The organism is Thauera sp. SDU_THAU2 (assembly GCF_038260575.1).
In the GTDB taxonomy this organism is placed as follows: domain Bacteria; phylum Pseudomonadota; class Gammaproteobacteria; order Burkholderiales; family Rhodocyclaceae; genus Thauera.
Window position 1 is genome coordinate 1 of record NZ_JBBWUN010000004.1, and the last position, 26101, is coordinate 26101.

At 63.8% G+C, this 26101-nt stretch carries 22 protein-coding genes, 1 tRNA gene and 12 pseudogenes; 13 read left to right on the forward strand and 22 right to left on the reverse strand.

The genetic code is table 11. The features are described 5' to 3' along the window. Positions 1 to 125: 125 nt before the first annotated feature. Both AAFL97_RS23940 and AAFL97_RS23945 read right to left on the reverse strand, forming a co-directional pair. Positions 126 to 1109: a hypothetical protein gene (locus tag AAFL97_RS23940; protein WP_341647239.1), complete on the reverse strand. Its 984-nt coding sequence runs from the start codon at positions 1107 to 1109 to the stop codon at positions 126 to 128. Positions 1110 to 1451: 342 nt separating this feature from the next. Continuing rightward, complete coding sequence (locus AAFL97_RS23945; RefSeq protein WP_341647240.1) at positions 1452 to 2534, reverse strand: hypothetical protein; 1083 nt, start codon at positions 2532 to 2534, stop codon at positions 1452 to 1454. 675 nt (positions 2535 to 3209) lie between these two features. On the opposite strand from AAFL97_RS23945, the gene AAFL97_RS23950 reads away from it, so the two are divergent. Then, positions 3210 to 3285: transfer RNA gene (locus AAFL97_RS23950), tRNA-Arg, on the forward strand. Positions 3286 to 3512: 227 nt separating this feature from the next. Then, on the forward strand, positions 3513 to 4040 hold the full coding sequence (locus AAFL97_RS23955) for a hypothetical protein (RefSeq protein WP_341647241.1): 528 nt from the start codon (positions 3513 to 3515) through the stop codon (positions 4038 to 4040). 97 nt (positions 4041 to 4137) lie between these two features. Here the strand turns inward: AAFL97_RS23955 and AAFL97_RS23960 are convergent, their stop codons facing one another. Continuing rightward, a complete protein-coding gene (locus tag AAFL97_RS23960) occupies positions 4138 to 5664 on the reverse strand; it encodes an IS5 family transposase (protein WP_341647269.1) in 1527 nt (508 codons plus the stop codon). 150 nt (positions 5665 to 5814) lie between these two features. Between AAFL97_RS23960 and AAFL97_RS23965 the strand changes: the two are divergent. Next, positions 5815 to 5931: pseudogene (locus AAFL97_RS23965) on the forward strand (transposase); the annotation flags it as partial. Between the two features lie 255 nt (positions 5932 to 6186). Here AAFL97_RS23965 and AAFL97_RS23970 read toward each other — a convergent pair. Next, positions 6187 to 7206 (reverse strand): IS110 family transposase, encoded by a 1020-nt coding sequence (locus tag AAFL97_RS23970; protein ID WP_341647242.1) that lies wholly within the window; start codon positions 7204 to 7206, stop codon positions 6187 to 6189. A 45-nt stretch (positions 7207 to 7251) separates the two neighbouring features. On the opposite strand from AAFL97_RS23970, the gene AAFL97_RS23975 reads away from it, so the two are divergent. Both AAFL97_RS23975 and AAFL97_RS23980 read left to right on the forward strand, forming a co-directional pair. Next, on the forward strand, positions 7252 to 7437 hold the full coding sequence (locus AAFL97_RS23975) for a transposase (protein WP_341647243.1): 186 nt from the start codon (positions 7252 to 7254) through the stop codon (positions 7435 to 7437). A 17-nt stretch (positions 7438 to 7454) separates the two neighbouring features. After that, positions 7455 to 8267, forward strand: coding sequence for an IS3 family transposase (locus AAFL97_RS23980; protein ID WP_341647244.1), 813 nt, complete (start codon positions 7455 to 7457; stop codon positions 8265 to 8267). Positions 8268 to 8494: 227 nt separating this feature from the next. Here AAFL97_RS23980 and AAFL97_RS23985 read toward each other — a convergent pair whose 3' ends face one another. The 8 genes and pseudogenes from AAFL97_RS23985 to AAFL97_RS24020 form a co-directional block, all read right to left on the reverse strand. Further along, entirely contained in the window at positions 8495 to 9232 is a 738-nt protein-coding gene (locus tag AAFL97_RS23985; protein ID WP_341647245.1) for a class II aldolase/adducin family protein, read from the reverse strand. A gap of 10 nt (positions 9233 to 9242) precedes the next feature. Then, positions 9243 to 9692 (reverse strand): ABC transporter ATP-binding protein, encoded by a 450-nt coding sequence (locus AAFL97_RS23990; protein WP_341647246.1) that lies wholly within the window; start codon positions 9690 to 9692, stop codon positions 9243 to 9245. A gap of 59 nt (positions 9693 to 9751) precedes the next feature. Next, positions 9752 to 10930: pseudogene (locus AAFL97_RS23995) on the reverse strand (ATP-binding cassette domain-containing protein); the annotation flags it as partial. Then, positions 10927 to 11757, reverse strand: a complete 831-nt coding sequence (locus AAFL97_RS24000; RefSeq protein WP_341647247.1) for an ABC transporter permease — start codon at positions 11755 to 11757, stop codon at positions 10927 to 10929. The pseudogene AAFL97_RS23995 and the gene AAFL97_RS24000, both read right to left, overlap by 4 nt. A gap of 13 nt (positions 11758 to 11770) precedes the next feature. Beyond that, positions 11771 to 12739: an ABC transporter permease gene (locus AAFL97_RS24005; protein ID WP_341647248.1), complete on the reverse strand. Its 969-nt coding sequence runs from the start codon at positions 12737 to 12739 to the stop codon at positions 11771 to 11773. A 52-nt stretch (positions 12740 to 12791) separates the two neighbouring features. Then, positions 12792 to 14384, reverse strand: a complete 1593-nt coding sequence (locus AAFL97_RS24010) for an ABC transporter substrate-binding protein (protein WP_341647249.1) — start codon at positions 14382 to 14384, stop codon at positions 12792 to 12794. A 77-nt stretch (positions 14385 to 14461) separates the two neighbouring features. After that, positions 14462 to 15283: a serine aminopeptidase domain-containing protein gene (locus tag AAFL97_RS24015; RefSeq protein ID WP_341647250.1), complete on the reverse strand. Its 822-nt coding sequence runs from the start codon at positions 15281 to 15283 to the stop codon at positions 14462 to 14464. A gap of 713 nt (positions 15284 to 15996) precedes the next feature. Beyond that, positions 15997 to 16545 carry an NAD(P)-dependent oxidoreductase gene (locus AAFL97_RS24020; protein WP_341647251.1) on the reverse strand — a complete coding sequence of 183 codons (549 nt, stop codon included), beginning with the start codon at positions 16543 to 16545 and terminating at the stop codon, positions 15997 to 15999. 674 nt (positions 16546 to 17219) lie between these two features. On the opposite strand from AAFL97_RS24020, the pseudogene AAFL97_RS24830 reads away from it, so the two are divergent. Both AAFL97_RS24830 and hutG read left to right on the forward strand, forming a co-directional pair. Further along, a pseudogene (locus tag AAFL97_RS24830) lies at positions 17220 to 17642 on the forward strand (phosphotransferase); the annotation flags it as partial. A 478-nt stretch (positions 17643 to 18120) separates the two neighbouring features. Next, positions 18121 to 18824: pseudogene (gene hutG / locus AAFL97_RS24025) on the forward strand (N-formylglutamate deformylase). A 23-nt stretch (positions 18825 to 18847) separates the two neighbouring features. On the opposite strand, the gene AAFL97_RS24030 reads toward hutG, so the two are convergent. The 4 genes from AAFL97_RS24030 to AAFL97_RS24045 all read right to left on the reverse strand — a co-directional run bounded on the left by AAFL97_RS24030 (position 18848) and on the right by AAFL97_RS24045 (position 20324). Continuing rightward, the gene (locus AAFL97_RS24030; protein ID WP_341647252.1) at positions 18848 to 19231 is read right to left on the reverse strand and encodes a hypothetical protein; all 384 of its coding nucleotides are present in this window, start codon (positions 19229 to 19231) and stop codon (positions 18848 to 18850) included. After that, on the reverse strand, positions 19228 to 19557 hold the full coding sequence (locus AAFL97_RS24035; RefSeq protein WP_341647253.1) for an aminotransferase class I/II-fold pyridoxal phosphate-dependent enzyme: 330 nt from the start codon (positions 19555 to 19557) through the stop codon (positions 19228 to 19230). The genes AAFL97_RS24030 and AAFL97_RS24035 overlap by 4 nt, the downstream gene beginning before the upstream one ends. Before the next feature lie 63 nt (positions 19558 to 19620). Beyond that, the gene (locus AAFL97_RS24040; protein ID WP_341647254.1) at positions 19621 to 19911 is read right to left on the reverse strand and encodes a hypothetical protein; all 291 of its coding nucleotides are present in this window, start codon (positions 19909 to 19911) and stop codon (positions 19621 to 19623) included. Further along, positions 19908 to 20324, reverse strand: a complete 417-nt coding sequence (locus tag AAFL97_RS24045; protein WP_341647255.1) for a winged helix-turn-helix domain-containing protein — start codon at positions 20322 to 20324, stop codon at positions 19908 to 19910. Before AAFL97_RS24045 ends, AAFL97_RS24040 begins: the two co-directional genes overlap by 4 nt. A 268-nt stretch (positions 20325 to 20592) precedes the next feature. On the opposite strand from AAFL97_RS24045, the pseudogene AAFL97_RS24050 reads away from it, so the two are divergent. The 6 genes and pseudogenes from AAFL97_RS24050 to AAFL97_RS24850 all read left to right on the forward strand — a co-directional run. Next, positions 20593 to 21141, forward strand: a pseudogene (locus AAFL97_RS24050) (aminotransferase class III-fold pyridoxal phosphate-dependent enzyme); the annotation flags it as partial. 95 nt (positions 21142 to 21236) lie between these two features. After that, positions 21237 to 21809: an aminotransferase class III-fold pyridoxal phosphate-dependent enzyme gene (locus tag AAFL97_RS24055; RefSeq protein WP_341647256.1), complete on the forward strand. Its 573-nt coding sequence runs from the start codon at positions 21237 to 21239 to the stop codon at positions 21807 to 21809. Then, positions 21806 to 22423 (forward strand): annotated as a pseudogene (locus AAFL97_RS24835) (aldehyde dehydrogenase family protein); the annotation flags it as partial. The gene AAFL97_RS24055 and the pseudogene AAFL97_RS24835, both read left to right, overlap by 4 nt. A 115-nt stretch (positions 22424 to 22538) precedes the next feature. Then, a pseudogene (locus AAFL97_RS24840) lies at positions 22539 to 22809 on the forward strand (aldehyde dehydrogenase family protein); the annotation flags it as partial. 115 nt (positions 22810 to 22924) lie between these two features. Beyond that, a pseudogene (locus tag AAFL97_RS24845) lies at positions 22925 to 23146 on the forward strand (aldehyde dehydrogenase family protein); the annotation flags it as partial. Positions 23147 to 23240: 94 nt separating this feature from the next. Next, complete coding sequence (locus tag AAFL97_RS24850) at positions 23241 to 23525, forward strand: hypothetical protein (RefSeq protein WP_445954550.1); 285 nt, start codon at positions 23241 to 23243, stop codon at positions 23523 to 23525. A gap of 59 nt (positions 23526 to 23584) precedes the next feature. On the opposite strand, the gene AAFL97_RS24065 is transcribed toward AAFL97_RS24850, so the two are convergent. The 6 genes and pseudogenes from AAFL97_RS24065 to AAFL97_RS24085 all read right to left on the reverse strand — a co-directional run bounded on the left by AAFL97_RS24065 (position 23585) and on the right by AAFL97_RS24085 (position 26046). Next, positions 23585 to 24217: a hypothetical protein gene (locus AAFL97_RS24065; RefSeq protein ID WP_341647257.1), complete on the reverse strand. Its 633-nt coding sequence runs from the start codon at positions 24215 to 24217 to the stop codon at positions 23585 to 23587. Positions 24218 to 24317: 100 nt separating this feature from the next. Then, a pseudogene (locus AAFL97_RS24855) lies at positions 24318 to 24377 on the reverse strand (hypothetical protein); the annotation flags it as partial. A 241-nt stretch (positions 24378 to 24618) separates the two neighbouring features. After that, positions 24619 to 25053, reverse strand: a pseudogene (locus tag AAFL97_RS24860) (CoA transferase); the annotation flags it as partial. Positions 25054 to 25246: 193 nt separating this feature from the next. Beyond that, positions 25247 to 25357, reverse strand: a pseudogene (locus AAFL97_RS24075) (CoA transferase); the annotation flags it as partial. A gap of 55 nt (positions 25358 to 25412) precedes the next feature. Next, positions 25413 to 25643: pseudogene (locus AAFL97_RS24080) on the reverse strand (CoA transferase); the annotation flags it as partial. Positions 25644 to 25710: 67 nt separating this feature from the next. Beyond that, a complete protein-coding gene (locus AAFL97_RS24085; RefSeq protein ID WP_341647259.1) occupies positions 25711 to 26046 on the reverse strand; it encodes a hypothetical protein in 336 nt (111 codons plus the stop codon). Between the last annotated feature and the right edge of the window lie 55 nt (positions 26047 to 26101).

The window sequence follows — 26101 nt, forward strand, 5'->3', positions numbered from 1 at the left end:
TGTACTTCGTTCAGTTATCAGATTTGGGTGTTTAACCTTCGGATTCTATCGTGTTTCCCTAGTTTTCGCATTTATCGTGAAACGCTTTCGCGTTTTTCGTGCGCCGCTTCAGTCCTTGTCGATATTCAAGGGCGCGGGAGGAAAAGCTCCCACCGGTTCGGATGGGCGTTGTACGACTCGGCGCCCTGACTGCATGCGGCAAGTACAAGACCTTCCAGGTTTTCTTCTGCCAGAACGGCATCGAAGCAGACAAGCGATATCGCAAGGTGGGCCAGACGTTCAATGGCATCAAACTGAGGATGACCTATGGGCTGGCCGACGCTTTGCTCCCAGACATTTCGTAGTGCCAGTGCATGTCGCAGCGAGCGGGAGAAACTGATCTCAATGGGGCCGGGCGAGCTGAGGCGGTAGTTCAATCCCTCGGTAATGATCGGACTGAATGTCCTGTTCTTGTACCTGATGAGAAGCTTGTCCAACTCGGCATTGACCTTCTTGAGCGCAACCGGGTCACTGTCAAGTTCGGCCCGGACCCTTTCTTCAAGGCGCTTGCGGTCATCGGACGTGAGTCGGATTTCGTGGTCTGTTCCGCCATGCTGGCCTTCGGGATTTTCGAGTACCGACAGCAGATACTCGGATAGCTCTCGTCGTATCACCGCACGGGCGCGTTGCTCGGCCCATGCGCTCTCGCGTTCACGTCCTTCATAGCCGGGAGCATGCACGCCTTTCTCAGGATCGTGTGTAGCGGTGGCCAGAGGAGGGAAATGACGCGAGGGCAGCCAAGGCGACTTGAACTCACTGCTTTCTTCAACAGGCACGAGGTGGCGGAACCGTCGTGGCACGTAGCGTTGCTTTCTCGACGCCTTTTCGACGGGGACCTCGAGTGCCTGCCGGAGATAGTCTTCAATCTTGGGTCGCACCCTGTCAGCGACATCGAAAACGGACCAGGTGGATTCGGGTCCGTGAACATGCATTTCGACCTGATGTCCGAGAAACGCCTGGACGAGTCGGCCGCTGCAGCCTTGCTCCCATAGATGCTGAGCCAATGTCGTTCGCAGTCTGGAGACGGTGTTGCGAATGCCGGTCCGTTGCTCAATTAGCTGATCCAGCATGCGGGTGGTAAGGCCTTGTCCGGCCAGAGCACCTGAGGGCTGCAGGAGGAAAAACACCCCGACATGTGGGAGGAAGCTGTGGGGTCTGACCGTCGAGTAGGGGGTCTGATCGAAACCCAGCAGTTCGGAAACCTGGCTGGAGTACTGTCTGACTGCTGGCGGGAAAAGGGTGCTGACTGCGATGCGCTTGAGGTGAGCGGCGTAGTTGCTCAGGTATTCTAGGGCACTGGGAGGAATGGGAGAAACCGGGCTTCACTCCCAGTGACCAGTTTGTCGCAGATGAAGACAAGTCCCTCTGATGGCGAAAAATCCCAGGGAAACGGAAAAGGTGCAGTGCTGCGCCTATGCCCGGTGACCATCAAGCAGATGAAGAGCGTTCAAGTACGCAATGGCATTGTGTTTTTCTATGGGGGTTTCAGCGGCATCCTGGTACGCAAGGAGGGACTTGACGATCTTCTTTGTCTCTTCCGGTGTTAGTCGGGACGAGCCCAGCTGCACCTCTACTTCTGGAGCCCGTGCATCGCTGGCTTTTGTCGCGCGCTTTTGTGACGAGTAGTAGCTCTCGCTTGTACGCTTTCCACTCGGCTGCAGATAGTGGGTAAGTGCGATGCTGTTGACGCGATCGAGATTCTTGATCTTGTCAGCGCGCCAGAAATCTACCAGGGCAGCGTTGGAGGTCTCTTCGTACAGCAGTCTTGGCAGCAGGTCTCGCGTCAGGAGTTCTGCACGCTGCGGGGAACAGCCCAGTTCATTGGCCAAGCAGTCATAGGCCCTCCTGTCCCAGGCGGTCGCAGAATAAGGAAGGAGATCGTGGAGGGTGTGTTTCCCTTGGCCAGGATGAACAAATGACAGCCACCAGCTGCATAGGATGTTCAGTGGGATTTTTGCCGCGTTGTTACCCAGTCCGTGCTCTGCCTTTAGCCAAACTGCATGTATCCCTTCGAAAACTATTCGATTGACGCCGGAGCGCTCGATGGCATGGTTGCCAACTGGCCAGCTTAAGATGTTTTGGATGGGTTGGCAGACGGCAATGGATAGGGCAATCAAGCCGGCTTCATGACGCGAGCGTGAGGGGTCGAAGGGGGACAGCTCGCGAAAAAGAAAGGCATGCAACCGCTTAATTTCTCGTGGACGGGGGAAGTGCCAGGGGGTGGAGCGGAGTTGCCGTTCACTCAGTCGAGGGGGAGGTCGCTCTGGGCGCGGAGACGCGCGCTTGAGGGGCACTTCCTGAATCGCAAGAAGCCGTGAATAAATATTCACGATTTCAATGTCGGGATCTATTTCCGAGATCTTCTCGATCCAGGCTGGATAGCCCACCTTGTCGGCCCCATCCACTAATGACTGCGGGAAGTGCGCCTGGGAAGGAGTCGACGATCTCATCGAAACAACGATCAGGCGTCTGGGTGCGTTGAGAGAAGCCATCAAGAACCTGATCACTGAAGCAGATCAGTGCGGCAGAGTACAGCCACCGCAGAGCAAGCACGTCCAGATATAAGGGGGACGCATGTTCAGAGCCAGGTTCGCGGAGGTAGGATTCGGGCGCGTGGAGAAGCCATCTGACGAAGTTGAAGACACCGTGCGGGACCTCGATGGGCTGAGAGTGGGGTTCCGGCGAACGAATGCGGGTGGCTTTGAGCTGAGACGCCACATGGGCGAGCTCGATCGTCTTGCTCAGATTCGGCCGCGCCTCAGTTAAGGCCTGAAGGCGCGGTAGCAGTTGTCGCAGGACTGAGAGAGCTTCGGCCGATCGGCTGCCGCAGTCAGCAAGTCCCCAAACCCTGACAGCAAGCTTTGCTGTCGACAGACTTTTGTGAGCTATGGCTGACATAAGTTTGGGCGTTTTCTTGAGGGCCAATGGTCGTTCTCAACGCGGCTCCCGCTTCGTCCAAACTTTAGTGATCCCGAAAAAAATGTGCAAGTTTGTCTCAGTCAGCATATCGCTGATATAAGATTTGCACATTCAAAATCTAAAAAAATCAACGAGTTATACACATCAAAAACCAGTAAAAACACAAAAGACATATTGTGTTTTCTACTCTCCGAAGCCTATAGTCACCGCGCCGCAACGTACAATCCTGACCATCGGTCTCAAACAGCCACGCGGCTGTAGCTCAGTGGATAGAGTATCGGCCTCCGAAGCCGAGGGTCGTGGGTTCGATCCCCGCCAGCCGCGCCAAATCAATGACTTACGTGGGTTTTTCATGGCCCACGCCGCAGTCGAAATTTTTCTCCAAGGGCAAAAGCAACCGTTGCTCTGGGCCAACAAGGCACAAAGACCAAAGGTCATGGTGTCATGGCCGCCGGCTCCATGGCCCATCTGTGGCCCACGCGTGGCCCAAGTTTTTACCCCACCAACTGGGCGAGACGGGTTTTTGACCATTGGCCCTTGGCCCACGCCGTTGTGTGTCCAACTCCAAAGAGCTCTCACTTGAAGGCATGAAGGCATACGCCGTAGATGGTCTCGGTCTTGACCGCGCATCAGTAGACAGCGTGGTGAGCGCCTATGTCCGACTGGTTACAGAAGCGGCCTTTGATGATTTTGAGCCGAACTCGTCGAACCTCGTCTCGCCGGTAGCCAGTCACCAGAAAGGCATTGGGAGAGGCACAGAGGAGCGAGAAGATTTCGTCGCGCGCGCGCAAAAATGGGCATCAGCAAGCACGGAAAATACCAATCGTCTGCGCAAGCTGGTCGACAACTGGCGCACCCGAGTAAGTGCATCCAACCCAAAAATCATCTGCTGCAACCTGGATGAACTTGATGAATCGCTGGCGATCCTGCAGGCGCTCGGAGCAGAAGCTGATCAACTGGATATCGGTCTGCACGGCAACGTATCCGACAGCTGGCTTGGGGACGTTCAGACGAGATACCCGGAGGCCCCTCACATCCACCATTCGTGCCAGTCGAGGTGCCTCGAAGGTGAAGGTCTCTGAGGCATCGATTTCGATACGCCAGAAGTCCGGTAGCCGCATTTGAAGTCCCCTTGAAAACCTGAACCATGTGGAAGTAGTCGGCCCTGAAATATTCATTTCAAGCTTGAGAGAGCCTGCCGGCGCCAAAGGTCAGCTGGTTGGCCAGGGTTGATCGGACATCAGCGGCCCAAAGACGCATGTTCATCGCAGCGGCCAGCCAAGAGCGCCCCTGTGCGCTGGCCCGCTGCAGGCACAACAAAACCGTGTGCAAGAAGGTGATGCCCTTGCGGGCGATCATGCGCAGCAGCCATCGGATGTTGTATCCCGCTGCGCACAGCACCGCGTGCAGCCGGTCGCCGGTTTCGCCCTTGAGGTGGCAGCGGTCCATGCGGTGATCGGCCTTGAGGTGGCCGATGATCGGTTCGATCGCCTGACGCCGCCTGAGCAGCGTTCTGTCTTGCTGGCTGATCCGCTTGCTCTTGCCCCGGTGTACGATAGCCACATCCGGGTTGTCTTCATCCACACCCCGATAGCCCAGATCGACAAATGCCGTGGTGGGCTTGGCGCCACTGTCCTGCATCAGGATGCTGGCTTGCTCCAGTTGCTCGCGCAGGGTATGACCGTCGTACGGGTTGCCGTGAAACGCTCTGGCGCCCACGATCAGGTTGCCCTTGAGCGTACTGGCAATGCCCACCTTGACGCCGAACTCGTAGGGCGTCCTTGCCTTGCCTTTGCTGATACACGCCACCTCGGGCGCGTGCCAAGCGTAGAGCTTGGGTTGTCCGGCAGCAGCCTTGCGCTGGCCGCTCTGGGCCACGATGCGCGCGGCCTTCTCCAGGGTCTGGCCCAGTGCCTGGCGCACCGCTGCCCCGATGGCGCTGGCCTTGCGCTCGATCTCGCGCTGCAGGCGCCCGACGATGGTGCGCTGGCGTTTGATGACGCGGCGCATGCGCTTGAACTGGCGCGCGTGGGCATAGCGTCCGGCCTTGCGGCCCAGCTCATTGCCTTCCTTGGCGAAGGTCTGCTTGAGATCGATGCCGGCATCCTTGGCCGCCTCCACCAACTTCACTCGGGCCGTCTCCAGCAGGCGGCTGTCCGTGGGGTGGGCAATCGCCTTGTGCTGCACCGTGCTGTCGACAATGACGCGGGCGAGCTCCTGCGGCTTGATCAATTTGAGCTCTACTGCCACATTGATCGTCTGGGCCAGCAACTCCTCCACGCCTTCTTCGCCCAACAACTGGCGGAACTTGACCAGGGTGGTGGCGTCGCAGGGCTGGCGGTCTTCGTAGTACGCGCAGCCCGAGAAGAACTGCCAACGTGGCGTATCGGCCCATCGGGCCACCACACCCTCGTCCGACTCATTGAACGCGTGCTTGAGGTACAGCAGGGCGATCATGATGCGCAGGGGCACACGGGGCCGTCCGGCGTTGCTCGTCACTGGCGCACGCTGTGCCTGCTCACCGAACAGGTCCAGGTCGGGCATGGCCACGCCAGCGCGGCCCTTGCGCGAGAACACCTGGGCTACCCGTGCCTCGATCTCCTGCCAGGGCATGCGCGAAGCCAACACCGCCAGCGGATGGCGCAGATCGATCATGTGGTCGATGCGAGAGCGGAAGAAATCATCGGTGGCGGGGCAGGCAAACATCACGGCAAAACTCCCAGGAAACAGCCCATATTGGAAATCAAACTGGGAGATCCGGCCATCCGCAATCACCCCAGAGTGCCAGTGTTTATGCGGGTTCTGAGCATTCTTCATAGGCGACGAAGTAGAGAATTCCCCAGACGGAGTCTCTACATGAAGAAATCAAGATTCAGCGAAGCGCAGATAGTCGGCATCCTCAAGGAGGTCGAGATGGGAGCAAAGGTCGGCGAGACGTGCAGGAAGCACGGCATCAGCGAGCCGACGTACTACATATATGGACTCCCGGGTTGAAGGTGTAACTTACCTCTTCCGTCACTGCGCTGCTCGCCTCTTGAGAGCATCATGGTCGATTGCGTACATATATTCGGCGTCACGACGAAGTCGGCGCCCCGATGGAATCCGCGCATCCAGGCCTCAACAAGTGGCAGACCTTCACGATTCAGGCCGTTGTAAAACCCAGGTTCCCTGGATGCCGGATCAACCGATGAGCCATCAATCAGCTACAACGCACTTGACAGAGACTGCTCAGTTGGCAGGGCAATAGTCCTGCTTCTTGGCCAACAACACCCAGATCACACGAGCCATCTTGTTGGCAATGGCGACGATGGCTTTGGCTGCGCCGCGTCTGGCTGCCAGTTGCAGCGCCCATTGATGCTTGTGATCGTTCTTCTTGGGTGCTGTCCGCAAGACTGCACGTGCACCGTGAACCAGTAAGGTGCGAAGGTATTTGTCGCCTCGCTTCGAGATGCCCATCAGTTGCAAGCGATCTCCACTGGAGTGCTGCCGAGGCACCAAGCCAAGCCAGGCGGCGAAGTGGCGCCCATTCTTGAACTCTGTGGGGTCACCCACGGCGGCAACAAATGCCGTTGCGGTCTTGGGACCAACACCCTCGATGCAGGCGATGCGCTGACAAGCCTCATTGGCCCGAAACACTGCATCGATGTGCTGATCCATGGTGCGGATTCGCTCATCGAGCGCGCGCAGCTCCTCGATCAACTCACCCATCATCGTTCGAAGTGTTGGCGTGAGCGGGTTGTTCAGATCCTGGGCGATGACCGGAAACTCGCGACGAGCCCGGGTGATTGACTTGGCAAACACAATGCCGCGCTCGGCGAGAATGCCGCGGATCTGGCACACCAGGCCAGTTCGCTCGTTGACCAACCTTGTCCGGATTCTGTGAAGGCTCTGAATATCTTGTTGCTCGACTGTCTTGATCGGCACAAAGCGCATGTTCGGACGCTGCATGGCCTCGCAGATGGCTTCCGCATCATTGCCGTCATTCTTGTTGCCTTTGACAAACGGCTTGACGAATTGTGGGCTGATCAGTCGGACCCTGTGTCCCATGGCTGTGAACTGTCGAGCCCAGTGATGGGCGCTAGCGCACGCTTCCATGGCAATATCGCAAGGGGGCAGTTGGACCACAAAGGCACTCAGTTGGTCACGCGTCATACGGCGGCGAAACACCACACTTCCGTCTGATGCTGCGCCGTGCAGCTGGAAGACATTCTTGGCAACATCAATGGCGAGATAGTGGCATTCGGTCATGGCGCTCTCCAAGCTGGGGTTGAGAAACTCGGCATTTAAACGACCATGTTGGCCGTGTCAAACGAGGGAGTCCATCCCATTAAGTGGAAGAGCCAGTTCTCGGGCATGACGGTCTCGCACCTGGCGCAGCTTCGGCAACTGCAGGACGAGAACGCCAAGCTCAAACGCATGTACGCCGACCTGGCGCTGATGCACCACGCGCTCAAGGACGTTGTTGACCGAAAGCTCTGACCCCGGAGCGTCGCGAGATGGTCGTTCAAGCCCTCATTGCCGAGCACGGCATGAGCGAGCGCCGAGCCTGCCAGTCCAGTGGCATTGCCCGCTCCACGCTGCGCTACCGGCCTGTTGTACGCGACGACTCCGGGGTCATCACCTTCATCCAGGCCCATATGGCACTGAACCCGCGCCACGGCTTCGGGCCGCTGTACGACAGCGCTCGCCACCAAGGCAAGCCCTGGGGCAAGACGGTGCTTTGGCGCGTCTACTGCGAGCTGCGGTTGAACCTGCCACGGCGGGGCAAGAAGCGGCTGCCAGCTCGCATCAAACAGCCCCTGGAGGCTGCTGGTCAGCCCAACCACGGCTGGAGCTGCGACTTCATGGCCGATGCGCTGTGGTCGGGGCGGCGCTTCAGAACCTTCAACGTCATCGACGAATTCAACCGCGAAGGGTTGCGTATCGAGGTCGATACCAGTCTGCCGGCTGCGCGCGTCATCCGTGCGCTCAACGAACTGGTGGAAGTGCGCGGTGCGCCGCTGTCGATTCGCCTGGACAACGGCCCGGAGTTCATCGCCCATGCCTTGGCCCAATGGGCGAAATCCAAGGGCATCGCGCTCAATCACATCCAGCCAGGCAAGCCCACGCAGAACGCCTATGTCGAACGATTCAACAAGACCTACCGCACTGAGGTCCTCGATTGCTACGTCTTCGATTCACTGCAGGAAGTGCGCGACATGACGGCCGATTGGCTGCATCGATACAACCACCACCGTCCCCATGAAGCTCTCGGCCGAATCCCTCCGGTCGAGTACCGTGTCAAACTGTTCCCCAACCTCTACTTCTGACTGGCTCAAAAATTCGAGGGGACTTCAGAAGACCAGAACTGCTGTCCTGCCAACAGGTGCCAGCGGCGCCAGCATTTACCTCCTGTCCCCGATCAACTCAGGTGGGGGAGTTTGAGGTGGCCATCAGTGGGGGAGTTTGGGTGGCCGCCGGGGCCACGAAGGAGATCGTGAAGACGCTAGTGATCCTACTCAGCTGATTTTGCAAGGGTGCAATTGAGGTGGGCATTTCATCCCAGCATCCGGCACGCCGATACCCAGAACAGCTCGCTGTGCCAGTTGCTCTCAATCGGATCAAATTGACCCGCAGCACGCTCGATCACCGCCGAATGAGGCTGGTGCAGCTTGGCCCCGCCACTTTGTGCCTTGATCTGGATCTGACAAGCCCGCTCTAAGAAGTACATGTTAGTGAAGGCCGCGGCGATGCTGCTGCCGGCCGTCAGCAGCCCGTGGTTGCGCAGGATCATGGCGTCGTGGTTGCCCAGATCCCTCACCAGCCGCTCGCGCTCGCCCATATCGACCGCGATCCCTTCGTACTCGTGATAGGCCAGCCGCCCGTGGAACTTCAGCGCGTGCTGGGAGATGGGCAGCAGGCCGTCGGCCTGGCAGGCGACGGCGATGCCATCGGCCGTATGGGTGTGGATCACGCAGGCAATGTCGTGCCGGGCCATGTGAATGGCCGAATGGATCACGAAACCGGCCTTGTTGACGCGCAGGTGGCCCTCCTTTTCCGGCTCCACGATGTTGCCGTCGGTGTCGATCTTCACCAGATCGGCCGGGCCGATTTCGTGGAACAGCTTGCCATAGACGTTGATGAGGAAATGGTGCTGCGATCCCGGCACGCGGGCGCTGATGTGCGTGTCGACCACATCGGTCATGCGCAGGTGCGCCACCAGGCGGTAGAGCTTGGCCAGTTCAACGCGAACTTCTTCTTCGGTGGTGTTCATAGGGGAGGGTGATTTCTGCACGGCAGATCACTCAGGCCGCGAGGCGGCCCAGCAGCGATGTGCCGGCAATGGATTCGACCAACTGCCGGGTATAGGCGTCGCGCGGGTTCTCCAGCACGTCCTTGGGCGTGCCCCGCTCGACGATGTGACCTTTGCTCATGACGATCACTTCGTCAGCGATCTCGCCTGCCACCCGCAGGTCGTGGGTGATGAAGATCATGGTCAGACCCATCTCTTCCTTCAGATCGGCCAGCAGTTTGAGGATCTGGGCCTGGATCGAGACATCCAGCGCCGAGACAGCCTCGTCCGCGATCAGCAGCCGGGGATGCAGCGCCAGTGCCCTCGCGATCGAGATGCGTTGTCGCTGGCCGCCGGAGAACTCGTGGGGAAACCGCCCCGCCACATGCGCGCCCAGACCAACACGCTCGAGCAGGGCTTGCGCTTGCCGCCGTGCCTCGGCCGGCTCCACCCCATGAGCCATCGGGCCCCGCGCGATGGCGTCGCCCACTTTCTGACGGGGTTCAAGGAAGCAAACGGGTCCTGGAACACGATCTGCACGTCCTTTCGGTACTGCTTTAAGGCTTGCTGACCGTGGCCCGCAAGCACATTGACACCGTCAAAGACGATCTGCCCCTCATCGGGCTCGATCAGCCGCATGACCATGCGACCCAGTGTCGACTTGCCCGAGCCCGACTCGCCTACCACCGCCAGCGTCTGGCCTTGGTGAACGTCGAAGTCGAACCCTTGCGCCGCCACAACCTTGCGCGATGGCTGGAAAAGGCCTGAGCTGCTGACGAAGGTTTTCTTCAGGCCGCGCACGCTCAGCAGGGGCTGACGCTGCTCTTGAACAGGATCACCCTGCTCCTGGCTCATCGACTTGCCCGGCATCGCATCGATCAGCGCACGGGTGTAGGACTCACGCGGATGCAGCAACACATCGTCGCGCGACCCCGCCTCCACGATGCGGCCATGGCGCATCACCACCACGCGATCGGCAATGTCGGCCACGACCCCGATGTCGTGGGTGATGAACAAGATGCCCATCTGGCGCTCCGACTGCAACTGCCGGATAAAATCGAGAATCTGTTTCTGCGTGGTGACGTCGAGAGCCGTAGTGGGCTCATCGGCCAGCAACAGGCTTGGGCGGTTGATCAGCGCCAGCGCGATCATCACCCGCTGGCGCTGGCCACCTGAGAGCTGAAACGGGTAGGCACGGCAGACCTGCTCAGGGTCCGGCAATCCCACCGCAGCCAGGGCCTGCACCACTTTCTCTTGTTTCTGCGCGGTGCTCAGCGTGCGGTCGTGCAGGTCCAGCATCTCGCGCACCTGGGGCCCGATGCGCTGCAAAGGGTTGAGCGCACTCATGGGCTCCTGAAAGACCATGCCGATGCGACCGCCTCGCCACTCGCGCATGCCCGAAGGCGAAAGACCCGCGAGGTTGGTGCCCTCGCAGTGGATCTCGCTGTTCGGATCGATACGCACCCTGGGCGGCAGCAGGCCCAGGATCGCATGCGCGGTCATCGACTTGCCCGACCCCGATTCGCCCACCAAGCAGACAATCTCATTCTCTCGCACCTGCAGCGAGAAGTCTTCCACCGCCATGCGCCGGTCGCCCGATGCGGGCAGGGCGATGTTGAGATGGTTGATCTCCAGCAGCGGCCGCGCCGCCGCGCGGCCGCTGATTGCGCGGTCGAGATCGGTATCGTTTCTGGAACTCATTCGCGCACCACCCTTGGATTCAGCACGTCGTTCAGGCTTTCGCCCACCAGGTTGATGGCCAGCACCGTCAGCAAGATGGCGATACCCGGGAAGAAGCTCATCCACCAAGCCTGGCGGATCATGGTTCGGGCCGCGCCGACCATGTAGCCCCAACTCATCAGGTTGGGATCGCCCAGCCCCATGAAGCTCAGCGCGCTCTCGATCAGGATCGCCGTGGCGATGCTGAGCGAGCCGGCCACCACGATGGGTGACATCGCATTGGGCAGGATGTGCCGCACGACCAGTGCGACGCCAGACTCACCCTGGCAGCGCGCGGCATGAACGAACTCCCGCTCCTTCAGCGACAGGAATTCGCCGCGGGTCAGCCGCGCCACCTGCGGCCAGCTCACCAGCGCAATCGCCAGCGTGATGGTCCAGATGGAGGGCGTGAGCACCGCCACGAACAGGATCGCCAGCACGAAGGCAGGCACCGACTGGAACAGCTCGGTCACCCCCATCAACACACTGCCGATGCGGCCACCCCGGTAGCCCGCGACCGCGCCGATCAGCACACCGATCAGCAAGGCGACGCAGGTCGATGCCACGCCGATCATCAGCGACACGCGCGTGCCGTGAACGATGCCGGCTGCCACGTCGCGGCCCAGGCTGTCACTGCCCAGCAGCAAGCCGTCCTGCCCCGGCGGCGTGAAGGGAGTGGCCACCGTCTCCCAGGGGCTCTCCGGATACAGCACCGAAGCCAGCAGTGCCGAGGACACCACGAACAGCAGAATCACCAGCCCCAGCACACCGGAGGGGCGGCGCATGAATGCACGAACAAACTCTTTCATGTGATCAGTCGGCTCAAACAGCCCGGATGCGTGGGTCCACCACGCGATAGAGCAAGTCCGTGAGAAGGTTGAAGATCGACACCAGGATGGACAGCACCAGGAAGATGCCCAGCAGCAGTTGGTAGTCGCGTTGCAGAACGGCTTCGTATGTCAAGCGCCCCAGGCCAGGCCAGGCGAACACCGTTTCGATCACCACGGAGCCGCCCACCAGCGTGCCGGCCTGGACACCGGCCATCGTCACCACCGGCAGCAGCGCGTTGCGCAGCATGTGGCGCCACAGCACGCGCGATTCGTTGGCTCCTTTGGCGCGCGCTGTCTTGACGTAGTCCTGGTGGCTGACCTCGATGATCGAGGCCCGCATCAGCCGGGCGTAGATTGCCAGGTACAGCAGCCCGAGGGTCATGGCAGGCAGCACCAGGTAGCGGGCACGGTCCAGCCACAGTGCCCAGCCTTCGAAGCCCGAGGCCACGGTCTGGTAGCCAAACGGTGGCAACCAACCGAGTTGGACCGAGAACAGCAACACCAGCATGATGCCGAGCCAGAACACCGGGGTCGCGTACACGATCAGCGAGAGGATGGTGATCACTGTGTCCGAGAACTTGCCCGCGCGCACGCCCGCCATGGCGCCGAGTGCCACCCCACCGAGCAGGGAAATCACGAAGGCCGTTCCGGTGAGCAGCAAGGTCGGACCCAGGCGCTCGGCGATCACCTCGGTGATCGGGCGCTGTTGCCGGTGCGAGTAGCCCAGGTCGAACGTGACGATCTTTTTGAGGTAGGTGCCGAGTTGCACCACCAGGGGCTTGTCCAGGCCGTAGTCGGCCCGTACCCGCTCCAGGAACGCTTCGTCCGTGGCGCCCGACTGGCCAGCAATGACCAGCGCGGGATCGCCAGGCGCCGAGTGCACGAGAAAGAAGTTGAAGATGGCCACCGCCACGATGACGGCGGCCATCTTGGCGATGCGGACCCCGGTGGAGGCCAGCATCGCGAAGGGTAGGAATCGCATGGCAATCAATGAAAGACGAACACCCGGTGCATCAGCCCTGGAAGTGAACGTTGTCGAAGCTTTCGTGAATGCCGATGCCGGTGTTCACGAGGTTCTTCAGGCGCTTGTCGTAGATGGTGGGGAATTCCATCTCGGACAGCCAGAGCACGGGGCAATCCTCCACCATGATGCGCTGCATCTCGCTGTAGTGCGCCTGGCGCTTTTTCTCGTCGATCGTTCCCACCGCGGCATCGGCCAGGCGATCGACCTCGGGGTTGGAGTAGCCGCCCACGTTGGAGAACAGCACCTTGCGGATGTTGGAGGTGACGTAGTTGCGTGTCACGCCCAGTGCCGGGTCGCCATACTGGAAGGGCCAGTTCAGGCTCAGGTCGAAGTCCCAGTTGCTGAGCTTCTGCGCCCAGCCCGCGGCGTCCGACGTCTCCAGCGTCACCGCAATACCCACCCTCGACAGCGACTGGCGAATGTACTCGCTGGCGCGCGCCGGCATGTCGCCGTACGGCGGCACCAGCATCCGCACCCTGGCGCGCACACCGCGCGCGTCGGGCTTGAGGCCCATGCTGTCGAGCAACGCGGTGGCTTTCTCTGTGGAGAAGTCGTACTTCTTGACGTTGCCGTCGTAGAACTTGGTCTTGGAAGAGATCGGGCCCGTGGCCAGCTTGCCAAAGCCGTAGAGGATGCGGTCCCGAACGAACTCGCGGTTGATGGCGTGTGACATGGCCTGGCGGAAGCGCTTGTCCTTCAGCGGGCCGTTGCGCAGGTTCAACTCCACCATCAGGATCGGCGCAAACTGCTCGTAGCCCTTGGTGGTCATCTCGAAGCGCGGGTCCTTGGCCAGGCGTTGCGCATCGAAGAGCTCCAGATCGGTCCACTGCGTCAGTTGCACGGTGCCGCTCTCCAGCGCCACCGCACGCGAAGCCCCGTCGGGAATGACGCGGTAGATCACGGCATCCAGGTAGGGCTGGCCGGGCTTGAAGTAGTGCTCGTTGCGCACGAGGTGGATGTGTGAGCCGCGCACCCATTCCTTGAACTTGAATGGCCCGCAGCCGATCGGCGCCAGGTTGGCCGGGTTCTTGGTGATGTCGGTACCGGCGTAAATGTGCTTGGGCATCACCGGAAGGTTCGAGATGTCGAACGCGCCCAGGAAAGCGCCAGGAGGGCGCGGCTTCAGCTTGAACACCACCGTCTCGGCGTCCGGCGCGGTGATGGACTCGCAGCGCTCGAAGATGGCCTTGGCGCGCGGATGCGTCTGCGGCAGGAACTCCTTGGCGGTGTAGACCACGTCCTCGGAGGTCAGCGGCTTGCCGTCGTGCCACAGCACCTTGGGCTGGAGCTTGAAGGTGTAGGTCAGCCCGTCTTCCGACACGGTCCAGCTGCGCGCCAGGCTCGGCAGCGGTTTCATGTCGAAGTCGTAGGTCAGCAGGCTCAGGAAGATCTTGCCGGCCACGGTCTGCGTCGGCGTCTGCTGGTTGACCCCGATACAGAGCATCGGTGGCTCCGGCTGGATCACGGCGTTCAGCGTGCCGCCACGGGTCTGGCCGTAGGCCAGCGTCAGGCCGAGCGGGATGTCTGCCAGGCCGATCGCGCCGGCGGAAAGCATGAATTTATTGAATTGTCTCTTATTCATCAGGATGCTCCAGGGGGGGGGAATGTGGGAAAACGTTCTTCTTTTTTATTGGTATGGTTCAAGTGCTATCGGGGCACTCAGTCGAGGCGATGCTCACGAATCCATCGCATCACAATGTCGATCGATTCTTGCAACAACTCTGGCTGGCCCACATAGTAGTGAGTCGCGCCTTCGATCACATGAAAGGTCTTGTCCTGGCTGCCTGCCGCTTCCAGCAGCAGCCGCGCATGGGGCTGCGGCACACAGTCGTCGGCCGCGTTCTCGATCACCAGCAGCGGCACGGAGATCCGGGCGGCGTTGGCCAGGCCATCGGCCCGGCTGTGATCGATCGACCATTGCGACAACCAGGAGCGCAGTGTCGCAAACCGGGCCAGACCCACGGGCCCGGAGTTGACGGTCTCCGGATTGCCCAGGTAGCACCAGCCGACCCGGCGCCCGTTGGGATCGATGGCACCGTCCAGATAGCGCGGATCGGCCAGCGTGCGGTGCGTCACGAAACCGCGTTCCACCTCGGCCCCGCCCGACCGCTTGAGGACGTCCAAGCGCTCCTGCACCCACTGCGTGATACGCCGCACCCGTTCGTATTGGCGTTGGCGGTAGGCCGCGATGAAGTCGCTCGAATAGGGTGGTCGGTTCGCGTTGCGCGGGTCGTAGATGTCGAACTCGCGGTCCCGGTGGTCGGGGTTCTGCTCGTCGAGCACGGAGGGGTCGATCATCTCGCGCAGCATGACCGCGCGCGAGAGATGGGCCGCTTGGCAGATCACGGCATCGGCCGGTATCAGGCCTGCGCCCACCAGATCCACCGGATCGCCCGCCGGCGTGGCCACGATGTCGGGCCGCTCCGCCTGCGCCTGGTAGAACAGCGAGAGCGAGCCCCCGCCGCTCCAGCCCACCAGCACGATCTTTTCGTAGCCCAGCCGCCTCCTTGGCATGGCGAATGTGCGCGCCCAGGTCGAGCAGCACCTTTTCCATGATGAGGGCGCTGTCGTTGCGCGGGTAGCGGCTCGCCGCGCACAGCACGTGGAAACCCGAGGCTGCCAGATGGCGCGGCACGGGCAGCAACTGCAACGTGGAAGCCGGGTGCATGAACACCAGCAGCGTCTTCGATGAAACCCCCTCGGGACGCAACAGGATGGCCTCCAGGTTCACCGTGCCTTGCGTGCCGGCAAAGCCGTAGGTCTCGGTGAACGCGCTGGACTCTTCGAAGTGGACATGGATCCACCGACTCGAGACCTCGTGCAGAGGTTCTCTCATTTTCTGATCTCCTGTGGGGCAGCCAAACAAGGATGCGGACAAGCCATTTTCAGCATCTCCACCATCACTCTATACAGTCGTATAACCAGATGATGGCAGAAAGATGACGCCAATGCAAGCACCTTTTGATGCACATCAAGGCGCATCGATCGCGATGCATTTACGCGGTGCATCGCGCGTCTTTTCGAGCGCTTCAGCACCTGCTGACGATCTCAAAGGGGATCGTCAGCAGGTTCTCAGTAACCCCGGTCGATATCGACGGCGTTGTGCAAGGCCTGGCCCGTGTTCAAGCGGGCGATGTTGTCCACGATCTGCTGTGCCACCACCTCGGTCCGCGCCATCGTGGCCATGTGCGGTGTCACCAGCACGCCGGGAGTCGACCACAGCGGGTGATCCGAAGGCAGGGCTCGCGCTCGAACACATCGAGCAACGCCCCCCGCAACCGCCCGCTGACCACCGCATCGCAAAGGTCCTGCTCGACCAGTTGCTCCCCGCGGCCGCACTGGATGAGCGCAGCGCCGCGCGGCAAGGCCTCGAACAGCCGCTGGTCGAGCAGCCCCCGCGTCGCGGGGGTGAGCGGCAGCAGGCAGATCAGCACATCGGTCTGCGACAGCATCGCGGGCAACCCCTGCTCGCCGCGGAACGCGCGGACACCGGCCATCTCGCGCCCCGTTCTCGACCAGCCGGCCACGCTGTAGCCCAGGGCGATCAGTGCCTGTGCCACGGCGCTGCCGAGTTCGCCCAGGCCCAGGATGCCGATGCGGCAATCCTTTGCCGCCGATTGCACCGGACGGCTCCAGAGGCGGTGCCGCTGGTTGCCCAGCGCCACATCGAACTGCCGGTGAAAGTGCAGCACGCCCCAGAGCACGTACTGCACCATGCCTTGCGCCAGCAACGGATCGACCACGCGACAGACCGGAACGCCCTGCAGGTCCTGCCCCCTGGATCAGGTTGTCCACGCCAGCGGCGATGCTGTGCAGCAAGCGCATGCGCGGAAACTGCTCGCGCAGGCCGGGTGGCGCATCCCAGCCCGCCACCACCTCGGCCTGCGCACAGCGGGGGTCGGGCCAGGTCACGATGTCCAGCGCCGGCGCCAGCGCCTTCAACGGCGGCACGAGAAAGCCGAGGTCGGCGGAGTGGCTGGCCAGGGCGAGCGTCGTGATGGGGGCATCTGTTTTCATCGGCTTGTATCTTTGGGAGCGAAGGCAGGGCTCTCGCCGGCGTTCGGTCGCCGGAAAGCCCTTCCGTTGTTAATATACGATTGTATAAATAGACGATGAACCGCACGAATCCACCATGAATCCGACCCTCATCACCTGGACCGACGCCCAGCGGCAGCAGACCTTCGCCCACTGGCTCAACGGCATCGCGGCACGATACGGCTGCACCCCGAGACGCTGCGACCGGCGTCCAGCGACTCGAGCAGCCGGCGCTACTTCCGCGTCGACAGCGACCAGGGCCCTCTGGTCGTCATGGACGCACCGCCCGCCCTGGAAGACTGCGCTTCGTACGTGCGCTTTGCACGCTTGCTGGCGTCGGCGGATCTGCACGTGCCCAGCATATTCGAATGGAACGAGGCCCATGGCTTCATGCTGCTCTCGGACATGGGATCGACCACGTACCTGCAGCGCATGCACGAGCGGCCTGAAGAAACAGCGACGCTGTGCGACGACGCGAGCCGCGCGCTGGTCCGGCTGCAGGGCATTTCCCGCCAGCCCTGGATACCCGTCTACGACGCGCGCGCCTGCGGATGGAAATCGGCATGTTCAGCGAGTGGTACGTGTCGGGCTTTTTCGGCATGGCGCTCGAGGCTTCGCAGAAGGCCGGGTGCAATCGGCCTTCGACCATCTGGTGCGCAACGCCCTGGCCGAGCCGCAGATCATGGTGCACCGCGACTTCCACAACCGCAACCTCATGGCGGCCACACCCAACCCGGGTATCCTGGACTTCCAGGGCGCGGTCTGGGGCGGTGCCAGCTACGACCTGGTCTCTCTGCTGCGCTGTGCTTACATCGAATGGGACGAAACCTTCCAACAGGAGCAGGCCCTGCGCCACTGGGAACGCGCTCGGCAGGCGCATGTGCCCATGCCCGAGCGCTTCAACGATTTCTGGCGCGACTTCGAATGGGCAGGTCTGCACAGGCAACCCAAGGTGCTCGGGTTCTTCGCGCGCCTGAGCGTGCGCGACAACCGGTCCGAGTACCTCCCCGACATGCCCCGCGTGTGGGGCCACGCCTCGCGCACCGCCCGCCGCTACCCCGAGCTCGCAGGCCTGGCCCATCTGCTGGACCGCACCGCCCTCCACGCACCCGGCCCTCCAGCACCCGGCGGGCACCCACTGAGCCGCACGAGCCCGAGCCCGAGCCGCACCGCGATGACGTTCCAGACCGACCTTCCCCTACACCTTCGAGGCCGGCGGCGCCCCGCCGCTGTTGTCCATGCCGCACAGCGGCACGCACATTCCACCGCAGGTGGCCCGCCGCATGACCGCCGAGGCGCAGCGCGTGCCCGACACCGACTGGCACCTGGACACCTTGTACGGGTTCGCCCGCGAGTTCGGCGTGTCGGTGCTGCGCGCCACGCACTCGCGCTACGTCATCGACGTCAACCGCCCGCCCGACGCCCCGGACCGCCGGCAGGGCGAGCGTGTCACCGGCGTCTGCCCCGTCGACACTTTCGACGTCACGCCCATCTACCTCTCCGGCCAGGCGCCCTCCGACGACGAGGTCGCGGCGCGGCGCGATGCCATCTGGCACCCCTACCACTCGCGGCTCGCGGTAGAGATCGAGCGGCTGCACGCCATCCACGGTGTGGTGATCCTGTGGATGCACACTCCCTGAGGTCGGTCCTGCCGCACTACTTCGAGGGCAAGCTCACCGACCTCAACCTCGGCACCAACAAGGGCAGCAGTTGCGCGCCCGAGCTCGCGCACCGGCTGATGCAGATCGCCAGCGCGGCCGATGGCCACACCGCCTCGCTCAACGGCCGCTTCACCGGTGGCTACATCACGCGCCACCATGGCCAGCCCGATCGCGGTGTGCATGCCTTCCAGTGCGAGATCACCCAGTGCTCCTACATGCAGGAGGCACACCCGTTCGACTACCTGCCCGACAGAGCCGCCAGGGTGCAGCCGCACCTGCGGCGCATGATGGAAGCCGCGCTGGCCTGGGCGACGTCCCGCCGCTGATCCAGTGGCCCCGGTGCCGATGGTCAGGGGCGCCCTCCGTGGCGATCGATGCTCTGCAGCAGGCGGAAGAACGCGGGCGCGATGTCTTCGTCCTCCACACAGGCATAGCCCAGCAAAAGCCCTCTGCGCACGCGCTTTCCCGTGTAATACCGCGACAGGGCGCGGGTGAGCACCCCATGGCGGGCCGCATCGTCCGCGATCGCAACGTCGTCGCAGTGATCCCCCAGGCTCAGCACCAGGTGCAGCCCGGCATTGCTGGCGTGGGACGGCAGTGCCTGCGCGCCCAAGTGCGCCTGGACCAGGGCCACCAGCGCCGAGCGGCGCCGTGCATAGATCAGCCGCATGCGGCGGATGTGGGATGCGTAGTGCCCCTGGCGGATCAGCTCGGCCAGGGCGGCCTGGGTCATCGCGTGCCCTCGCGGTACAGGTCGGCATGCACCGTCCGGAACGCTGCCGCCAGCGCCTTGGGCAGCACCATGTAACCCACCCGCAGCGCGGGGAAAAGGGTTTTGCTGAACGAGCCGATGTAGACGACCGGCGCCTCCACCTCCAGCCCCTGCATGGCGGGCACCGGCCTGCCGGCGAACCGGAACTCGCTGTCGTAGTCGTCTTCGACGATCCAGCCGCCGTGGTTGCGCGCCAGCTCCAGCAGCTCGCGCCGCCGGCCAGGCTCATCACCGAACCCATGGGGTACTGGTGTGAAGGCGTCACAAAGATCATGCGGGTGCAGCACCCCGCTCGGGCCAGCGCACCGTACCGTCGCCATCGACACGCATCAGGCGAACCCTGGCGTGCGTCATCTGCAGCACCTTGCGAAACCCCCAATACCCTGGCTCCTCCACCCACACGGTGTCGCGCGGCCCAGCAGCATGCGCAGGCTCATGTCGATCGCCTGGTGCACGCCCTCGGTGATCAGGATCTGGTCCGCATCGCATTGCACCGATCGCGCCACGCGCAGGTAGTCGACCAGGGCCGCCTTCAGCGCCGGGTGCCCGCCGCCGTGCGAGTAGGTTAGCAGCTCGGGTGTGGGCCGGCGCCACAGGCGCGACTGGATGCGGGCGAAGGTGCGGCTGGGGAACTCGGTCACATCCGGCACACCGGGCATGAACGCCCCCACTGGACCGCACCCGCCGATGCGCTGGCCAGCAGGGCCTGGGCCTGCCGGGACAGCCTCGCCGGGGCATCCGAAAGCGCGGGCGACACCGCCGTAGCGTTCGCATTGAGCAGGCTGTCGGGCGTGGTTTCCGCGACGAACGTACCGCTGCCCACACGCGCATGCACATAGCCCTCGGCGCGCAATTGCTCGTACGCATGCGTCACCGTGTTGCGCGACATGCCCGCTTCACGCGCCAGATCCCGGGAAGCGGGCAACGCCGTACTCGAGGGCAAGGTGCCTTCAAGAATGGCCTGCCTCAGGCATTCGTACAACTGGCGGTTGAGGGCCACGCCGCTGTCGGGGTTCAGCCGCTGCATCACCAGGTCGGCGCAAATGGATTTCATGTCAGTGACGCCCGGCCGGCCGAAGGCACTGACGCCCTGGGGCAGCGGGAAAGCGCAGGGAGTGTTTCATGTCAAGGCAATGGGCCGTTTTCATTGGCACCATCATTTTGCAACAGATGGCTCTTTCGGGTGGAGCCAATAAGCCCTCCAATACCGTCGGCATCCATTCCCTTTCTTTCCCTTCCTCTTCTCATCTTTGCCTGCCATGAGCTCCAACCAGGACATCCTTGCCCGCCGCCTTGCCGCTTCGCCCCGCGGCGTGGGCGTCATGTACGACTTCTATGCCGACCGTGCTCAGAACGCCACCCTGTGGGACGTCGAAGGCCGTGAGTACATCGACTTCGCCGGCGGCATCGCGGTCGTGAACACCGGCCACGCCCACCCCCGCATCGTGGGTGCGATCCGCGAGCGCCTCGAGCGCTTCACGCACACGGCCTACCAGATCGTTCCGTACGAAAGCGCGGTCCGCCTCGCCGAGCGCATCAACGCCGTTGCGCCCATCCGCAGCGAGCCGTGCAAGACCGCGCTCTTCACCACCGGTGCCGAGGCCGTCGAAAACGCCATCAAGATCGCCCGCACGCACACGGGCCGCTCCGGCGTCATCGCCTTCGGCGGCGGCTTTCACGGCCGCACCATGATGACGCTCGCGCTCACGGGCAAGGTCGCGCCGTACAAGGTGGGCTTCGGCCCCTTCCCGGGCGAGGTCTTTCACGTACCTTACCCGAACGCGCTGGACGGCATCGGCGCCGAGGATGCGCTGACGGCCATCGAGCGCCTGTTCAAGACCGACATCGAAGCACGGCGCGTCGCGGCCATCATCCTGGAGCCGGTGCAGGGCGAAGGCGGTTTCAACGTGGCCCCGACCGCGCTGGATGCAGTGCTTGCAGCGCGCTGTGCGATGAACACGGCATCGTGCTCATCGCCGACGAGGTCCAGACGGGCTTTGCCCGCACGGGAAAGCTGTTCGCCATGGAGCACCATGGCGTCGAGCCCGATCTCGTCACCATGGCCAAGAGCCTGGCCGGCGGCATGCCGCTGTCGGCCGTTTGTGGCCGCGCACGCATCATGGACGCGCCAGCCCCAGGCGGCCTCGGCGGCACGTACGCGGCCAACCTGCTGTCGGTCGCGTCGGCACTGGCCGTGCTGGACGTGATCCAGGAGGAACATCTGTGCGACCGCTCCGCCGCCCTGGGCGAGCGCCTCATGGACCGCCTGAACAACGCCCAGCGCACGAACGACCGCATCGCGCAGGTGCGCGGCCAGGGTTCGATGGTGGCGGTGGAATTCCGCCACGCCGGCCAACCCGACGCCGCCACGGCCAAGGCCGTGCAGCAGCGCGCCCACGCCCAGGGGCTGGTGCTGCTGACCTGCGGCATGCATGGCAACGTCATCCGTTTTCTCTACCCGCTCACCATCCCGGACGCACAGTTCGAGCGCGCGCTGGACATCCTCGACGCAGCGCTGACCGAGGCGGTGCCAGCATGAGCGCCGCACCAGGTCATTCCCAAGCAAGCGCGCACCGCAGCCCGCAGGGCGAAGGCCCTCCAGTGAGCGCCACCTGGGCGCCGCAGGCCCCGCACCTGCTGCGCGAACGGGCGCTGATCGCGGGTGCATGGACAGCCGCCGATGACGGCCAGACCCTGGACGTGCACGATCCGGCCAGCGGCGAAACCCTAGCCAGCGTGCCGCGCATGGGCGGCGCGGAAACCCGCCGCGCCATCGCGGCGGCGCAGGCGGCACTGACCGGCTGGCGGTCGCGCACGGCGGGCGAGCGGGCCTGCATCCTACGCCGCTGGGCTGACCTGATGCTGGCCCACCGCAGCGACCTCGCGCACATCATGAGCCGCGAGCAGGGCAAACCCTTGGCGGAAGCCGATGGCGAGATCGCATACGCCGCCTCGTTCATCGAGTGGTTCGGCGAAGAGGCCAAGCGGGTGGACGGCGAGGTGCTGCAGGCCCAGCGCCCAGGCCAGCGCATGCTGGTGCTGCGCCAGCCCGTGGGCGTGTGCGCGGCCATCACACCCTGGAACTTTCCTGCCGCGATGATCACCCGCAAGGTCGGCCCTGCGCTCGCCGCGGGCTGCACGATCGTGGTCAAGCCCGCCGAGCTCACGCCCCTGACCGCGCTGGCCCTGGGCGTGCTCGCCGAAGAAGCCGGCGTGCCCCCCGGGCGTGCTCCAGTTCGTGACCGGCGACCCGCAGGCCATCGGCGCCGTGCTGTGCGAAAGCGATGTGGTGCGCAAGCTCAGTTTCACCGGCTCCACCGAGGTCGGCCGGCGCCTGATGGCGCAGTGCGCGCCGACCATCAAGAAGCTCGCTCGAACTCGGCGGCAACGCGCCGCTGATCGTGTTCGACGACGCCGATCTGGACAAGGCGGTGCAAGGCATCCTGGCCTCCAAGTTCCGCAACACCGGGCAGACCTGCGTCTGCGCCAACCGCATCTACGTGCAAAAGGGCGTGTACGACGAAGTGGCCAGCCGGCTGGCCGCCGCCGTCGAGGCGATGCCTGTGGGCCCTGGCACACAACCCGGCGTCGCACAGGGACTCGCTGATCAACGCGGCAACCCTGGCCAAGGTGCGCCGGCACGTCGAGGACGCGGTGGCGCACGGCGCCAGCGTGCGCACCGGCGGCAGTGCCCATCCACGGGGCGGCCAGTTCTTCCAGCCCACGGTGTTGACCGGCGCAACCTCGGCCATGTTGATCGCGAAGGAAGAAACCTTCGGCCCGGTCGCCGCGCTCTTCCCTTTCGAGACCGACGACGAGGCCATCGCGCTGGCCAACGACACCGTGTTCGGCCTGGCCGCCTACATCTTCACCGAGAGCCAGCGCCGCATCTGGCGCGTCAGCGAGGCGCTGGAAAGTGGCATGGTGGTGAACACCGGCCTGATCTCCAACGAGGTGCGCCTTCGGCGGCGTGAAGCAATCTGGTCTGGGCCGCGAAGGCTCGCGCCACGGGGTCGACGAGTACCTGGAGACGAAGTACGACCTGCCTGCAGGACTGAAAAGACCGCGGCACGACAAAGGGGGCACGAGGTGCCCCTTTGTCTTGGCCCTGCCGCTGCCGGTGGGGCGCTGGGCCGCTCAATGGCTGGCCGCGCGCGCGCTGCGGTGCCCGCCTGGCGTGCCAGCGCCTGCAGCCCGGATGACCTCGAAATCGGCGGGCATATCGGATGCAGGTCGAGCCTGCCACCGGCCTTGATGATCTGGCTGGGCACGTCGTGCCCGAGCAAACCGCGGGCAGGCGCCGGGCAGCGGCGATCAGGCGGATCCGGGTCCACACCGGTGTCGAACCCCATGAGCGCCAGGCCATGGACCACCTCTTCCGTGCACACGTTGCCGGAAGCACCGGGCGTACAGGGACAGCCACCCAGCCCGCCCAGGGTGCTGTCGAAGCGGTCCGGCGCCCGCATCGATGGCGGCCAGCACATTGCCCATGCCCAGCCCTCGCGTGTTGTGGAAATGCAGGGTGAGCGACTGCTCGGGCCAGCGCGCCCGGAAGGCGGTGGTGAGTTCATGCACCTGCGACGGAAACGCCATCCCCGTGGTGGCGCACAGCGTGATGCCCTGAGCACCCAGTTCATCGACATGGCGCTCGCACCAGTGCATGACCGTGGCGATGGACACATCGCCCTTCATGGGGCAGCCGAAGCTGCACGAGAGCGACACGTTCACCGGCACGCCCGCGTCGCGTGCGACCGCGGCCACCCCGGCGAGGGCCTCGAACGACTGCCCGGGCGTCATCCGCAGGTTGGAGAGGTTGTGGCTTTCGCTGGCCGACATCACGAGGTTCAGCCTGTCGGCGCCGGACTCGATCGCCTGCTCCGCACCGCGGAGGTTCGGCACCAGCGCCGCATAGACCACACCAGGATGGCGCTGGATCTCGCGCAGCACGATCTCGGCGTCCCCGCAACGCGGGAATGGCCTTGGGCGAGACGAAAGAAGTCACCTCGATCTTGGCCAGACCGGCTTGCGACAACGCATTGATCAGCGCGATCTTTTCCTCGGTCGGCACGAAGACCGGCTCTGCCTGCAACCCGTCGCGCGGGCCCACCTCCGGGCATGAAGATGTGCCGCGCGCCTCGCCAGACGGCGGTAACTGGTGTGCCTTCGCCCTGAGAGGCTGCGATGCGAGCTGGCTTGGGGCGACCCGGCGCTGCAATCATGCGATCACCCCCTGCTGCGCAGCGCGGTGATGGCGGCGTATCCAGTCCCAGGCCGCGCAGCACGGCGTCCGTGTCCTGCCCCAGCTTTGGAGCGGCGCTGCGCACCGAGCCGGGTGTTCCGAGGAGTTTCGGCACGACACCCGGCACTTCCAGCTCGTGGCCATCTTGCGTCACCTGCCGCAACAGCATGTCGCGCGCACGGTAGTGCGGGTCTTCCACGATGTCTTTCGCGGTGTAGACACGGCCTGCGGGCACGCGCGCTTCGTCCAGCCGCTGAAGCACCTGCGCCACCGTGCGGCTGGCGGTCCAGCCACCGATGGCTTCATCCAGCTGCGCCACGCGCGCCACACGGCCGGCGTTGTCCGCCAGGCCCGGATCTGAGGCGAGGTCTTCCCGGCCAATGGCCTGCATCAGCCGCTTGAAGATGCCGTCGCCGTTGCCGGCCACCAGCACCACGCCGTCGCTGCAGCGGTAGGCGTTCGAGGGTGCGATGCCGGGCAGGGCCGAGCCGGCAGGCTCGCGCACCGCACCGAACGCGCCGTACTCGGGCACCAGGCTTTCCATGACGTTGAACACCGCTTCGTTCAGGGCCACATCGATCACCTCGCCCTTTGCCACCGTTGACCTTGCGCAGGGTGGTAGAGCGCCGTGAGCACACCGATGGTGCCGTGCAGCGCCGCCAGCGTGTCACCGATCGAAATCCGCAGCGCACCGGGATGCGGCCCGGCTCACCCGTGAGGTGCCCGAGGCCTCCCATGGCCTCCCCGACCACGCCGAATCCCGGCTTGTCGCGGTAGGGGCCGGTCTGCCCATAGCCCGAGACGCGCAGCATCACCAGCCCCGGGTTCTCCCTGGAGAGGCTTTCCATAGCCCATGCCCCAGCCCTCGAGCGTGCCGGGCCGGAAATTCTCGATCAGCACATCGGCCTGCGCGATCAGCCGGCGCGCGATGCCCTGCCCTTCTTCACTGCGCAGGTCCAGTGCGATGGATTGCTTGTTGCGCGACTGCACCTGCCACCAGACGGAGGTGCCGTCCTGCAGCATGCGCCAGTTGCGCAGCGCATCGCCCGCTCCGGGCGGCTCGATCTTGATCACTTCCGCGCCGAATTCACCGAGCGTCTTGCCGGCGAACGGCCCCGTGATCAGCTGGCCCATTTCCACCACGCGCACGCCCGCCAGGCGCCCGCCGGCGGGTCTTGCTTCAAGGAGGTTTCCGTCATGTTCATGCTTCCGATCCAGGAAACAGCCAGGGCTCTGCCCGGCGCCGCCGGGCCTCGTGGACCTGTATGTTTTCCGCGTGCTGGAGCGTCAACCCGATGTCGTCCAGCCCGTGCAGCAGGCGATGGCGCTGCTCGGGGTCCACCGTGAACGGTGTTTGCTCGCCATCGTCGCTGCGCAGCAGTTGCGTCTGCAGATCCACCGACAGCGCGTAGCCGGGTGAGCGCTCGACCGCCTCGAACCAAGCCTGGACCCGCTCGGCCGGCATGACGATGGGCAGCATGCCGTTCTTGAAGCAATTGCCATGGAAGATGTCGGCGAAGCTCGGCGCAATCAGCACCTGATGCCGTAATCGCGCACGCCCAGGGCGCGTGCTCGCGGCTGGAGCCACAGCC